The following is a 12,702-nucleotide window of genomic DNA, read 5'->3' on the forward strand; positions in this document are numbered from 1 at the left end:
AGATTTACGCGCACTAGGTGCTAAAGCCGTTCTTCTCAAAGGCGGTCATTTAGAAAAGGATGAAAACAGTAACGATCTACTGATTCTCCCAACCACGTCTGCTTTGATTAGTGCTAAGCGTTTCCCGACTAAAAACACCCACGGTACGGGCTGTACGCTTTCTTCTGCTATTGCTTCTTTCTTAGCGCAAGGCTACACGCTGTCAGAGGCTGTTGACCTAGGCAAACAATACATTTCTCGCGCGATTGCTCACGCTGATGAGTTACAAGTCGGTCAAGGTCATGGCCCTGTAAATCACTTCTTTGCTGGACACGGTAATGTCCGTTAATACGGTTGGTGTTCAGCTCAGCAATGCCTCCTTACGTTATAACGACAGTGAGCACGCAACCTTATCTGGGTTGTCGCTTAGCTTAAACGCAGGTAAGTGGACGGTATTACTAGGTCGAAGTGGCTGCGGAAAAACCACGGTATTGCGTTATCTGGCAGGCTTACTGGACGATAAGGTGGAGTGGCAGGGCACATTGGCAACGTCTGATGAATTGCCTTTAACGGATCGCATCGCATACATGGCACAGCAAGATTTGTTACTGCCATGGCTATCGGTCATCGACAATGTTTGCCTGAGTCATCGTTTTCAAAGTCCAGTCTCTGATAAAGCACTGCAAACTAATCAAGCACTAGAGTTGTTAGCTGCGGTTGGTTTGGCTGATCAGGCGTCTACTATGCCGGATCAGTTGTCTGGTGGCATGCGCCAGCGTGTTGCTTTGGCTCGCACCTTAATGCAAGACAAGCCAGTCGTGCTGATGGATGAGCCGTTCTCTGCGCTGGATGCGGTAACAAGACACAAGCTGCAAAGTTTAGCGTGTGAACTGCTAAAAGGTAAAACCGTTGTGTTGATCACCCATGATCCACAAGAAGCGGTGCGCTTGGCGGATAATTTGTATGTGTTGCAAGGCACACCTGCGAATGCTCAGTCTTTATCTGTGCCTCTCACATCAACACCACGAGTGTTAGACGGTGAATGCGCTGAGTTACAACAAGCGATCTTAGACCAGTTGGAGCGTGATTATGAATGATCTAACGCGAAGTGAAGTTGGGGCTCATTCAACTAACACACAGATCACGACTAAGCGCCCGCGTCAGATGAATCCCGTTATGCGTTTGCTGATCAGCAGTGCTGTGATTCTCGGTTTATGGCAAATGGTGGTGGTTATCTTTGAGATGCCTAGCTTCATTCTGCCAGCGCCTGCAGAAGTCTTTTTAAAACTTATTGAACGTTACGATGTGCTACTCAAACACACTTGGGTGACTGCGCAGGAGATCTTACTTGGTCTATTGCTCGGTTTATCCATGGGGCTGTTTTTCGCCCTACAGATGTTGATGTTCGAGCCGCTGAAACGTTGGTTGTTGCCTATCTTGATCGCTAGCCAAGCGATTCCTGTGTTTGCGATTGCTCCAGTATTGATGTTGTGGCTTGGCTATGGCATCGCCTCAAAAGTGGTGATGGCGGCGATCATTATATTCTTCCCTGTGACGACCTGTTGCTACGACGGCCTGCGAAATACTCCGACAGGCTATCTCGATCTTGCCAAAACGATGGGCGCATCGAAATGGCAATTGCTGCGTTATATCCAACTGCCTGCTGCGCTGCCAACATTAGCGTCTGGCATTCGTGTGGCTGTGGTGATTGCCCCAATTGGCGCGGTCGTCGGGGAGTGGGTGGGTTCGAGCGAAGGGCTGGGTTATCTAATGCTACAGGCCAACGCACGAATGATCATTGATGAGATGTTTGCGGCCTTGTTTATCTTGGCGGTGCTGTCTATCTCGCTCTACTTCGTTACAGACAAATTACTCAAAAAAGCTATCCCTTGGGAGAACCAATGATGGCTTGCTCAATAACACTTGTTTAATAAGGCTTCGCTCAACATAAGAATAATATTCAAAAGGAAAGGTTAACCGTGAAAAATACAAAATTGATAGGTGTAGTGGCACTGCTTGCTTCATTGGTTTCAGGTCATGCTCTAGCGGACTCTGAACAAAAGAAACTGACATTGATGTTGGATTGGTTTGTGAACCCGAACCACGGGCCGATTGTGATTGCTAAAGAGCGTGGCTACTTCGCTGACCAAGGCTTAGAGGTTGAAATCCAAGAACCAGCAGACCCAAGCACGCCAGCGAAACTTGTCGCAGCAGGTAAGGTCGATTTAGCGGTAACTTACCAACCAAGTTTAACCATGGATGTAGCGGTAGGTTTACCTCTGGTTCGTGCATCTACTCTTATCGCAACGCCACTGAATACGTTGATGGTTTTGGATAATGGCAAGAACGATTCGTTAGCGGATCTGAAAGGCAAAAAGATCGGTATCGCGATTGCGGGTAACGAAGAAGCGACTATCGGCACCATGCTAGCACAAGAAAATGTTGCGTTTACAGACGTGCAAACCATCAATGTCGGTTGGGCACTTTCATCTTCATTGGCATCAGGCAAGGTAGATGCAATCTGGGGTGGTCTACGTAACTTCGAAACCAACCAGTTAGCCCTTGAAGGCTTTAAAGCAAAAGCGTTCTTCCCAGAAGAGCACGGTGTGCCAGCTTACGATGAGCTGATCTTTGTTGCGAACGCAAAGCAGCACGACGATGAAGCGATCAAAGCGTTCAACAAAGCATTGGAGCAAGCAACAACTTACATCGTGAACCACCCGCAAGAGTCATGGAGTGAGTTTGTTGCGTATTCACCAGATACGTTAAACAACGAACTTAACCAGCGCGCATGGAACGACACACTGACTCGTTTTGCACTTCGCCCTTCAGCAGTTGACCTAAAACGTTACGATAACTATGCGCAGTTCATGTTCGACAAAGGCATCATCAAATCACTACCAAAAGCCGCTGACTACGTGCCGACTTTTGACTAAGGAATCTCATGAAATACCAAGACTTAATCCAAGCCTGTCAACAAGATTGGCAAGACTACACAGAGCACACTTTTGTTAAAACGCTGGCAAACGGCACTCTTGCTCAGCCGTGTTTTCTGCATTATTTGAAACAAGATTTTCTGTTCTTGAAGCAATATGCTCGCGCTTATGCGTTGGCGATTTACAAGGCGAAAACCTTGGCTGATATGCGTCGTGCACTGCCAAGTGTTCATGCTCTGCTAGATTCTGAAATCTCTCACCACGTGACTTACTGTGGTCAGTGGGGTTTAACCGAATCTGACCTAGAAAACGAACCGGAAGATTTCGGTACAGTTGCTTACACGTGCTACGTTCTGGATGCAGGCATGACGGGTGATCTTGTCGATCTTTATGCGGCACTGGCTCCGTGTTCCATTGGTTACGCTGTGATCGGTAAAGCGTTGTTAGAAAGCAGCGATACTGTTTTAGAAGGCAACCCATACGCGAGCTGGCTTCAGCTTTACGGCGGAGAAGAGTTCCAATCTGGCGTGGCAACGGGCGCAGAATACTTCAATCAGCTGCTTGCTGAAATTGATATCAACAGCGAGCGCGGTCAGAACATCGTTCATATCTTCAAAACCGCAACGCGTATGGAAGTGGCTTTCTGGCAGCAAGGGCTGAATGCACTTAATGACTCAACCTCGGCTTAAAAGCGACTTTTACGAATAAGGATTTATCCATGCTAACTGAACAAATCATCCAATCGTTGCGCGCAGTACGAGAGCAAAAGCCATTGGTTGTGAACATCACTAACTACGTCGTGATGAACAACACGGCCAATGCGTTATTAGCGATTGGCGCTTCGCCTATCATGGCGCACTCGCAGCAAGAACTGGCTGAGATGATGTCTTTCTCTGGCGCTTTGGTGATTAACATTGGCACGCTCGACAGTGTTTGGACGCCAAGAATGCGTTTCGCGGTTGAACAAGCGAATGCAAACAGCAAGGTTGTGGTGCTTGACCCTGTAGGTTGTGGCGCAAGCACGCTGCGTACCGAGACTTCTCGAGAAATCGCACGCTTAGCGGATAAGCTAATCATTCGTGGCAACGCGTCTGAGATCATTGCGCTAGCGGGTGAGCAAGCACAGAGCAAAGGCGTTGATGCGCTAGATAGCAGTGATGCTGCATTAGGCGCAGCGCAATGCTTAGTCGCTGAATACGGTGCGAATGTGGTGATTTCTGGTGAGACGGATTACGTTGTCACGAAAGACAGTGTTGTGACGTTAAACAACGGTCATCCAATGATGCCTTATGTGACAGGCATGGGTTGTACCTTAACGGCATTGACGGGCGCTTTCGCTGCAGTCGGTGATGACAGTGGCTTGGCTGCCGCAGCGGTGTTGGGTGTGGTTGGTGAAATCGCAGCTGAGAACTCACGCGGCCCGGGTAGCTTGCAGATGAACTTACTCGATGAGCTGTATCAATTAGATGAAGAGACACTGATTCAACGTTTAAAGATTCAGTAGCCTCAATCTGGCTATAAGTATTTAGCTCACTAAAAAGCCCCCAACACGAATGTGCTGGGGGCTTTCTTATTATATAAACCGTGTTCGCCATATTTTCAATAAACGAGGCTCGAAATAACAGAGACTTAAAGTCAGCTAGGTTCTAAATCGATTTACTTGGCTCTCTAGATGATGAGCAACCTCGGTTAAGTCACTCGCGGCACCAGAAATGCTGCTGACCGACTCTTGGTTGCTTTGTGCGATGGTGTTTGCACCTTGCGCGTTTTCACCCAACGACTTGGTTAAGCAATCTTGTTCGTCAACAGATACTGCGATCTGGCTGTTGGCCTGATTCAAATCTTGGATGTGTTGGTTAATCACATGCAGGTTCTGAGAGGCTTGTTGTGCCTGAGTCGAAGCATCTGAAACCGTGCTGTGACTCTCTTTGATCGACTCTAACGCATCTTTAGCGCCACGCTGTAACGAGGTGATGAGTTCGTCAATCTGGCTCGCAGAATCTTGAGTACGCTTAGCGAGCGTTCTCACTTCATCGGCTACCACGGCAAACCCACGGCCTTGCTCACCAGCACGTGCGGCTTCAATGGCAGCGTTCAATGCCAGTAGGTTGGTTTGTTCAGAAACGCCTTTAATTACTTCAAGAATGGCACCAATGTTCATCGACTCTTTGTGTAGGTCAGTCACTTTTTGGCTGCTGACCTGCATGCTTTCATCGGCGCTGCCAATTTCATGCAGTGTTTTGTCTACTTCTTTGAGTCCCATTGCCACATTCTCGGTTGCTTGGTTAGCAACTTGAGACGCGTGGTTAGCACTTGCAGCAATTTCTGAAGTGCTGGAAGCCAATTGATCAACGGCAGAAGAGATATTGATCATTTCACTGTTCAATTGTGTTGCGTTGGTCGAGCTGTTGTTTGTCACTTGATTGAGTGACTCCGACATCTCACCAATACGCACGCTAGAGCGGTTCACTTGGCCAACAATATCGCGCAGAGATTCAATCGTAATCTCCATGTTGGTCAGCAGTTCGCCAATCTCGTTTTTGCTCTCAATGTTCACTTCAACATTCAGGTTGCCCTGAGAAAGCTCATTGGTGATCTGTTTAACCTGTGCGATGCCTTTGGTAATAGAACGAGTCACCAACACAGCGCTCGTCATGCCAATCACCAAAGCCACACCCGTTAGCAAGAAGATGATTTGAACTGAACGTTTTTCACTGGCTTGCAGTTCTGGCGTTAATGCTTGTTTCTGTTGCTCTAGAATACTTTGAGCATCGGCTACCGCGATAGCCAAGCTGTCACCAATCGAGGCAAGAGTCGCAGTTCTTTGCGTGTTCTCGATCATTTGTTGATGAACTTGCTCAAAGCCTTTTGCATACGCTTCGCGCTGGTTAGAGAAATCTTCAATCAGTTCACTTTGGTAAGGGGATGATTTAAGAGATTCAATGTCGCCTTCAATACCTGGTAGCGCATATTCAAAGATATCTTTACCCGCCTCATAGGTTTTGAGGTCGTTGTTGTTTGAGTAACTCAGTACAGTGATCTTGGCTGCGAGGAAATTCTCCATCAACATGCCCGCGTATAAGCTCGCGTTTGGATCATTGTTATTGTAAGACTCATACAACAAGCTCTGAGCAGCTTTCAGTGCGTTGGTTTCTCGTTGGACCATCTTAACGTTGACCAGTTGGTCTATCAGAAGCTCACTCTGTTTCATTGAACCATAAGCCACATCAAACGCCGCCACACTGTCTTGCACTAATTGCAGGCTAGCTAGGCTATCGGTTTTGGTGTTGGATTGGATTAAGTTGTTGAGCAGTTCATCAATCGCAAGTTTGCTTGATTGATAATTCGTTTCGTACTGTTCATCCAATGACTCTAAGTAACGTTCAGAAGCTAAACGCATCTGAAGAAATTGCACTTGAATGTTGCTAGATAATGTCGCTTTTTGGCTGAGCTCACTGTATTGGCTAAAGCCGTTCGACAAGGTTTGGATACCTTTGTAACTCACAAAGCCTGAAATGACGAAAAAGAGCAAGCAGATGGCATAACCCAGCTTGATCTTGAGCGCTATAGAAAGGTGGCGCATAACTATCCCTATATTTACCTGATTCCTTCACAGCGGAGTATTTCATAAAACAGCGTTCTGGGCATGCTTGAAGTGAATACTTTGTGTAATAAGTAACGCTTTAGTTAAAAAGTTCAGGTTTTTCGGCATGCTTTCAACGAGTTGCGTATTTGATGGTTCGTGTGTAATTGAGCTAATTTAGTATTAACTTCCATGCACATGATGCGATTTGTCGGTAAAATAGTACAACGCCAATTTTAGACATCGACTCCAAAGGTACGAAATGAACCCTTATAAGCTCTATTTAGTAACGGATGACCAACAAGATTTAGAAACGCTTAAGTTTGTGGTTGAACAAGCGGTTGCGGGTGGCGTCACTATGGTTCAAGTGAGAGAAAAGCACGGAGATGTAAGAGCCTTCATTGAACGAGCACAAGCCGTAAAGTCGATTTTGGCAGGTTCTGGTGTACCGCTGATCATTAACGATCGGGTAGACGTTGCATTGGCTGTCGACGCCGATGGTTTGCACTTAGGGCAATCGGATATGCCTGCAGAGTTAGCACGCCAGTTGATAGGTCCAGATAAGATTCTTGGGTTATCAATTGAAACTGAACAGCAGTTACAAGAAGCCGATAGCTTACCGATCGATTACATTGGCCTCAGTGCGCTTTTTGCCACACCGACCAAGACGAATCTAAAGAAACATTGGGGCTATGATGGAATTAAAATGGCGTTGGAGACAACGAAGCTACCGATTGTCGGTATTGGTGGAATTAACGAATCGAACATCCCGCAGTTAGTTGAGAGCGGTATTCATGGGTTAGCACTGGTATCTGCGATATGTCACGCTGAAGATCCAAAACAAGCGACGCGGGATCTGTTGTCTCTGATGGGAGAGTGAAGGCTTTTAGACTAGAAAATAAATGAGTTTAACTGTTTGTTTTCTAGCTAAAACATAAGCACAGATATGTGCTTATGTTTATCGCTTGAGCTTTTAAGGCAATTTATTTAATACACAGTTTGGTTTACTGAGCGCATAAAGCAACAGTACCGATGATCATAAGAACGATCGCGGCATACCAGCCGTATTGTGCGGTCTTATCAGCAACAAACACCTTAATGTAGTTGAGTTCTTCATGCGCCATTGCAATGAAGTCTGTGTAGTTTATCGATAACTCGCGGCTGGCTTCTTTCAAGTCTTGCTGAAGTTTGTTGAAAGCCTCATCGATGAAGCCTTTTGTTTCTGAAACAGACGGAGTAGCAACCAAAGTTAAGCTATTCCAAACTGCCATACGCGATTCATACTCGCTTTCACTGACACAATTAAGTACGCGTAAATCATACTCTCGTTTGTTACGCTCTTTGCCCATTTTCTCAGGGCAAATATTTCTTAAAACGTTCACGACAAATTTTCCAAAAGGTTCATTTAGATATAAAAAAGCACTCGAAGAGGGCTCATAAACTGGGTGCGAATCAATATTCAAAAGTGATCTATTTGAAGCTTTCACAAGTGGTTGCAGGGCAGGGGCACTTATGTGGGAGATTTGAAGTTGGGTCAGTGGTGTTAAAGAGCGATTTGGGTTTGTCGATATCAGTTTGATAAGACAAACCCTTTGGGATCGCATACTAGTTATGTCACTTTGGGATATCAACTAGGGTGTTTTATCCACACGACAAAGAAAATTATCGGCACGAAAAGCGGAAATGAGGTAGTGCTGGAGAAAACACAACCGTCATTGACTTAGGATTCAGTTGCTGAAATAGGCTGAACTCAAGAATTGGGGGGAGATTAGTTGGCTTGCCATTGATTGTTCTCTAATGAGTGGCCTTTTAGTTTTTCAAGTAAACTTGTTAACACTGGGCCATTGATATGGCTGCGAGACACCAAACAACCCACTGGAGTAATCCAACCACCATGCTCGTGTGCCACTGGCAGTGCTGCAAGTTCGCCTTTTTGAATGCCTTCCATCACCATCATTTCAGGCACATTTGCCCAGCCAACGTTCTGTTCAACGAGATCGATGATCGTTTTGTGGTTGTTGGCATACCAAAGCATCGAGCTAATACCGTAGGTGAACCACAGTTCGCGCTGCTTTGAACTGCGATGCACACATTGGCGGTAACGCTTTAGATCTGAGTCTTGTACTACCGACATTTGGCTGAGTTCGTGGGTGGCGGAGCTAACCGTAAGAAAGCGGGCTTGGCCCAGTAAGAAGAAGTCCATATCCACTTTAAGTTCACCATCCGCATAGATGATGCCAATCTGCGCTTCGCCACGTCTCACCAGGTCTTCAACATCGAAGGTTGAGGTCGTAATAATATCGAAGTGTGTGATTGGGAACTGATCGGCCAGTGAGCTGATTATCTTAATGAAATTCTTATCTATGATGCTTTCATCAACCGCAATGATCAGTTCGTGCTCATCTTCTTGTGTGAGCGATTCTACTTTTTGGTCGAAGTACTTTTGTTGGTCGAGAATCGACTTAGCGACAGGTAATAATGCTTTACCTGTGTTGGTCAAAACGGGGATGTTTTTATCTCGGCTAAACAGCTCTTGGTCGATGGCAATTTCTAGGTTGGCGATCGACTGGCTGACTCCAGACTGAGCGCGTTTCAGTTTGCGAGCGGCGGCAGAGAAAGAGCCACTTTCACACACAGTGACGAAGACTTTTAATTGCTCAAAACTGTACATGTTATCTCTCGCTCAATACCAAAGGGGGTAATAACTCCTAGGCTATCACTATTCGTGATGGCTGTTAACTTTCTCTTATTATTTCAGGTGACATAATCTCGACCAATCCAACACGTAATAGATTATTTAGAGGAATGTATGAGTACGTTAGAAAGAGTGTTCCACTCTGTGTTATTTGAAGTATTGGCCGTCACACTATCAATTATAGGCTTAGCGATATTTACCGATCATGATGTGAATGCCTTATCAGGAACCATGATAGTTGTTGCGACCATCGCGATGATTTGGAACTACTGTTTCAACCGCATTTTTGATCGCTACTTCACGGGTGAAAAATCAAAGCGTTCACTCAAGTTACGTGTTTTTCATGTTGTGCTATTTGAGGCAGGCTTGCTGGTGGCGACGATCCCAGTGATGGCTTACTTACTTGATGTGGGGATTTGGCAGGCATTTTTAATGGATATCGGCGTGACCATTTTTATTACCATTTACGCGTTTGTGTTTAATCTGATTTATGATCATATACGAGCATTCTGGGTACGCAGAGCGGACTTAGCCGTTCAGTAATCTACCAAGTCAGTAAACACGAGTTTGGCTACTAACCGTTTGTTTATTCGTTATTTTGACGGAGACATCCGGTTAGTAGGTCTAGGTAACGCGGCGTTTGTTCTGCTATCTTAAAAAAGGTGATAATTTGAGTTCGTGAACGAATAGATAAGGGAAAGGATGCCAAATACCCCTCAGATAATGACAGTTGTCGATAAGAAAGAAGTCGAATTGTTCGCGGAACTGTTCAAACATATTGATGGTGAAATCTACACCTTACTACGCAGTGCCCAAATCCCTAATGATATTCTCACCAGTAATGACCATTACGATTATCTCCCTGAGACAACGGTTAAGAACGTGGTCAAGATTATGGGGGAATCTGCGTCGAGAGAAGAGTTTTCGCTGTTTATGTGGAGTTTTTGCAAGCAAACCTATGTGCCAAGGTTCGTCGCTAAACTGAGTCAGCAAGACTCGCTGAAAAGTGCGCTAGACCAATTTGGTGAGCAGTTGAAGCTCGTATCCAATGGTGCGAATGTCTATACCAAGCAATCCGGAGGCAAGTGGTGGTTGGTTCGCGAGAAGCCATTTACTAACGCACCTTGGTTTAAGTTCGCTGAACTGTTCTCTGTTATTTTCATCAACGAGTTACTTTCAGTATTAACGCAAGGTCGTTGGAAGCCGTCTGAGGTTGGCATTCAGAATGGCGATCTCGAATGCTTTCAATCTCTACCACAAATGGGCAGTGCTCAGTTTTATACGTATAGACCGGTCACAGCCTTTGAGATCCCTGAAGACATCATGCTTGCACCCATTGTTTTACCCAAAATTGCTCAAGTATCAGATCTCACTAAGCCTTTACCTAGCTCATTCCTGAGCGCTTTTAAGCTTGTTATTAAACCTTATCTCACGATGGGGAAACTCCCAATTAGCTTAGCTTCTGAGATTCTGAATATTCATGTCAGAACAATCCAGCGTCGGTTGGAAAGTGAAGGGGTGGTCTACAAAACCTTGATTGAAGAGATGGTTCTTGAGCAGGTCTTGGAGTTGCTAGAGCAGTCCGATCTATCGATCACGCAAGTGGGCGCGAAGATGGGGTATTCCGATTCTTCCCACTTTACCCGTGCCTTCAAACGACAGATGAACATGACGCCAAGACAGTACCGAAAAGAGCACAGCTAACGTCGGTAAGCAGCAATACCAAGCTACCAGTAAGAGCTTCGGCAATAACCGCTCCGCAGCGAAACTCTAGCCAGTAAGTAAAAATTCCAGCCAGTAAGCAGAAACCGTAGCCTGAACGCATAATTATTTATTGTCACCAAATGGCCATTTATCAACCTTGAACACTGGCAGTATCACTACTAAGTTATTGAATGTTGATGAGTTGTTTTTGCCTCGATTTTTTCCCGGAATTTTGATTAGATTTTTGTGATTATCGCGGCTAACAAAAACACCTTTGAAACCTCATGACACTCATTAGTAGTTACGGAATCGTTATGGGAAGTGGACTCCACTCATAAACGGAATCAAGGTGTATAAATGAAAAATGCAGGCTTAAAACTCTCTGTTGTTGCTCTTTCGTGTTCATTTGCTCTTTCTGCAAATGCCGCATCAACGCTATTTACTAACGTCGATGTATTCAATGGTACTGAAAACAAATTGTACGAAGACCATCATGTATTAGTCGAAGATAATCTTATCAAACAAATCTCTGCGAGCCCGCTAGAGGCAGGTGATGCTGTGGTGATCGACGGCGAAGGCAAAACGTTAATGCCAGGTTTAATCGAAGGCCACGGACACTTATTGCTTAACGGCGGTAACCTAAGCGACCACGAAAACAACCGAACGATCGAAGAGTTAGCCGCGCGAGCGACAGTGAACGCGAACGCCGCGTTTCAATCAGGTTTCACCACGTGGCGTGATGCTGGTGGCTTGAATACTGGCTTACGTAAAACAATCGATTTTGGCATGTTGCCGGGCCCACGACTTTACACATCAGGCGCATTTATTGGCCCGACGGGTTCGCATGCCGATTTCAGTAACCTAACCACGGCTAACCAACACTTCTTTGGTTCATCAACCAGTATGGCTCGAAATAGCGTGAGCTTTAATGCCGATGGTATTACAGAAATCAAAGCCGCTGCTCGTCAAAACTTCAAGCAAGGCAATACGCAAATTAAGATCATGTCTTCGGGTGGTGTGGCTTCAACATTTGACCCTTGGCAGCTGAATGCGATGTCTGCGGAAGAAATTGAAGCTGCCGTGGAAATTGCTGATGCGTATGGCTCTTACGTGATGTCGCACGCCTACAGTAAAAAAGCGATCATGCGTAACTTGGATGCGGGTGTTAAAACAATCGAACACGGTTTCATGTTCGATGGCGATATCGCTGACAAGATGGAAGATAAAGACGCTTACATCACAACTAACATGACCGCGTTTTCACCTTACCTGACGCAGATCGAAGCGATCAACTCGAACCCTGCCTCTAAGCGTAAAGCGGAGTCGGCAACCAAAGCATTCAAAGACTACATATCGAACGTCAACAAGTACCAACCTAAATGGGGTTTCCACACAGACTGTGTTGGTGACGTGGTTTCTTGTATCAAACAAACCGACCACACGATCTTCCTTGCGGGTAAAGAGTTAGGCAACTTCTTCACTTTGAAAGGGATGACATCGGTAAACGGTGAGATCGTTAAGTTATCTGGCGTGATGGACCCATACCCAGAGGGTAAGTTAGGCGTGATTGAAGCGGGCGCATACGCCGATATCATTATTGTTGAAGGCAACCCACTTGAAGACTTGTCAGTGATTGGGGCAAACGAAAAATGGTTTGATGCAGAGCCGCGCAGCCCTGAAATCGACACCATTAAAGTCATCATGAAAGATGGTAAAGTCTACAAAAACACGCTGTAACTCAGTTCGACAATTTAGTTAAAAATTAAGCTTTAATGGGTGATCTATTTGGGTAGGTCACCTCTATT

12 protein-coding genes and 1 pseudogene are annotated in these 12,702 nt (G+C 45.6%); 10 read left to right on the top strand and 3 right to left on the bottom strand.

Annotation, left to right across the window (positions count from 1 at the left end; all coding sequences use genetic code 11):
- From AACR09_RS14805 to thiM, 6 genes and pseudogenes are all read left to right on the top strand, one after another.
- Positions 1-328, top strand: a 328-nt coding sequence (locus AACR09_RS14805; RefSeq protein ID WP_228010645.1) for a bifunctional hydroxymethylpyrimidine kinase/phosphomethylpyrimidine kinase, incomplete at its 5' end; no start/stop codon positions are given.
- On the top strand, positions 318-1,076 hold the full coding sequence (locus AACR09_RS14810; protein ID WP_193835281.1) for an ABC transporter ATP-binding protein: 759 nt from the start codon (positions 318-320) through the stop codon (positions 1,074-1,076). The genes AACR09_RS14805 and AACR09_RS14810, both read left to right, overlap by 11 nt.
- Positions 1,077-1,149: 73 nt before the next feature.
- Positions 1,150-1,884 (top strand): annotated as a pseudogene (locus AACR09_RS14815) (ABC transporter permease); the annotation flags it as partial.
- Positions 1,885-1,958: 74 nt separating this feature from the next.
- Positions 1,959-2,915 carry an ABC transporter substrate-binding protein gene (locus tag AACR09_RS14820; protein WP_193835283.1) on the top strand — a complete coding sequence of 319 codons (957 nt, stop codon included), beginning with the start codon at positions 1,959-1,961 and terminating at the stop codon, positions 2,913-2,915.
- Positions 2,916-2,923: 8 nt separating this feature from the next.
- On the top strand, positions 2,924-3,604 hold the full coding sequence (gene tenA, locus AACR09_RS14825) for a thiaminase II (RefSeq protein WP_193835284.1): 681 nt from the start codon (positions 2,924-2,926) through the stop codon (positions 3,602-3,604).
- 29 nt (positions 3,605-3,633) lie between these two features.
- Positions 3,634-4,419, top strand: a complete 786-nt coding sequence (gene thiM, locus AACR09_RS14830; protein WP_102456569.1) for a hydroxyethylthiazole kinase — start codon at positions 3,634-3,636, stop codon at positions 4,417-4,419.
- A gap of 135 nt (positions 4,420-4,554) precedes the next feature.
- On the opposite strand, the gene AACR09_RS14835 is transcribed toward thiM, so the two are convergent.
- Positions 4,555-6,498, bottom strand: a complete 1,944-nt coding sequence (locus AACR09_RS14835; protein ID WP_193835285.1) for a methyl-accepting chemotaxis protein — start codon at positions 6,496-6,498, stop codon at positions 4,555-4,557.
- A 262-nt stretch (positions 6,499-6,760) separates the two neighbouring features.
- Here AACR09_RS14835 and thiE point away from each other — a divergent pair, with 262 nt between their 5' ends.
- Positions 6,761-7,378: a thiamine phosphate synthase gene (gene thiE / locus AACR09_RS14840; protein ID WP_102308488.1), complete on the top strand. Its 618-nt coding sequence runs from the start codon at positions 6,761-6,763 to the stop codon at positions 7,376-7,378.
- A 124-nt stretch (positions 7,379-7,502) separates the two neighbouring features.
- Here thiE and AACR09_RS14845 read toward each other — a convergent pair whose 3' ends face one another.
- Positions 7,503-7,847, bottom strand: a complete 345-nt coding sequence (locus tag AACR09_RS14845) for a hypothetical protein (RefSeq protein ID WP_009844840.1) — start codon at positions 7,845-7,847, stop codon at positions 7,503-7,505.
- A gap of 419 nt (positions 7,848-8,266) precedes the next feature.
- Entirely contained in the window at positions 8,267-9,169 is a 903-nt protein-coding gene (locus AACR09_RS14850) for a LysR family transcriptional regulator (protein WP_193835286.1), read from the bottom strand.
- A gap of 138 nt (positions 9,170-9,307) precedes the next feature.
- Here AACR09_RS14850 and AACR09_RS14855 point away from each other — a divergent pair, with 138 nt between their 5' ends.
- The 3 genes from AACR09_RS14855 to AACR09_RS14865 all read left to right on the top strand — a co-directional run bounded on the left by AACR09_RS14855 (position 9,308) and on the right by AACR09_RS14865 (position 12,634).
- Complete coding sequence (locus tag AACR09_RS14855) at positions 9,308-9,736, top strand: PACE efflux transporter (RefSeq protein WP_017077482.1); 429 nt, start codon at positions 9,308-9,310, stop codon at positions 9,734-9,736.
- 180 nt (positions 9,737-9,916) lie between these two features.
- Positions 9,917-10,897, top strand: a complete 981-nt coding sequence (locus tag AACR09_RS14860) for a helix-turn-helix domain-containing protein (RefSeq protein ID WP_193835375.1) — start codon at positions 9,917-9,919, stop codon at positions 10,895-10,897.
- 357 nt (positions 10,898-11,254) lie between these two features.
- Positions 11,255-12,634: a metal-dependent hydrolase family protein gene (locus AACR09_RS14865; RefSeq protein ID WP_193835287.1), complete on the top strand. Its 1,380-nt coding sequence runs from the start codon at positions 11,255-11,257 to the stop codon at positions 12,632-12,634.
- The last annotated feature ends 68 nt before the right edge of the window (positions 12,635-12,702 follow it).

Source organism: Vibrio sp. OPT20 (assembly GCF_963889365.1).
Classification (GTDB): domain Bacteria; phylum Pseudomonadota; class Gammaproteobacteria; order Enterobacterales; family Vibrionaceae; genus Vibrio; species Vibrio splendidus.

Excerpts from the sequence above, each read along its gene's own strand:
- AACR09_RS14810 (WP_193835281.1), top strand. The coding sequence starts at position 318 with ATGTCCGTTAATACGGTTGGTGTTCAGCTCAGCAATGCCTCCTTACGT.
- tenA (WP_193835284.1), top strand. The coding sequence starts at position 2,924 with ATGAAATACCAAGACTTAATCCAAGCCTGTCAACAAGATTGGCAAGAC.
- thiM (WP_102456569.1), top strand. The coding sequence starts at position 3,634 with ATGCTAACTGAACAAATCATCCAATCGTTGCGCGCAGTACGAGAGCAA.
- AACR09_RS14835 (WP_193835285.1), bottom strand. The coding sequence starts at position 6,498 with ATGCGCCACCTTTCTATAGCGCTCAAGATCAAGCTGGGTTATGCCATC.
- thiE (WP_102308488.1), top strand. The coding sequence starts at position 6,761 with ATGAACCCTTATAAGCTCTATTTAGTAACGGATGACCAACAAGATTTA.
- AACR09_RS14845 (WP_009844840.1), bottom strand. The coding sequence starts at position 7,847 with ATGGGCAAAGAGCGTAACAAACGAGAGTATGATTTACGCGTACTTAAT.
- AACR09_RS14850 (WP_193835286.1), bottom strand. The coding sequence starts at position 9,169 with ATGTACAGTTTTGAGCAATTAAAAGTCTTCGTCACTGTGTGTGAAAGT.
- AACR09_RS14855 (WP_017077482.1), top strand. The coding sequence starts at position 9,308 with ATGAGTACGTTAGAAAGAGTGTTCCACTCTGTGTTATTTGAAGTATTG.
- AACR09_RS14860 (WP_193835375.1), top strand. The coding sequence starts at position 9,917 with ATGACAGTTGTCGATAAGAAAGAAGTCGAATTGTTCGCGGAACTGTTC.
- AACR09_RS14865 (WP_193835287.1), top strand. The coding sequence starts at position 11,255 with ATGAAAAATGCAGGCTTAAAACTCTCTGTTGTTGCTCTTTCGTGTTCA.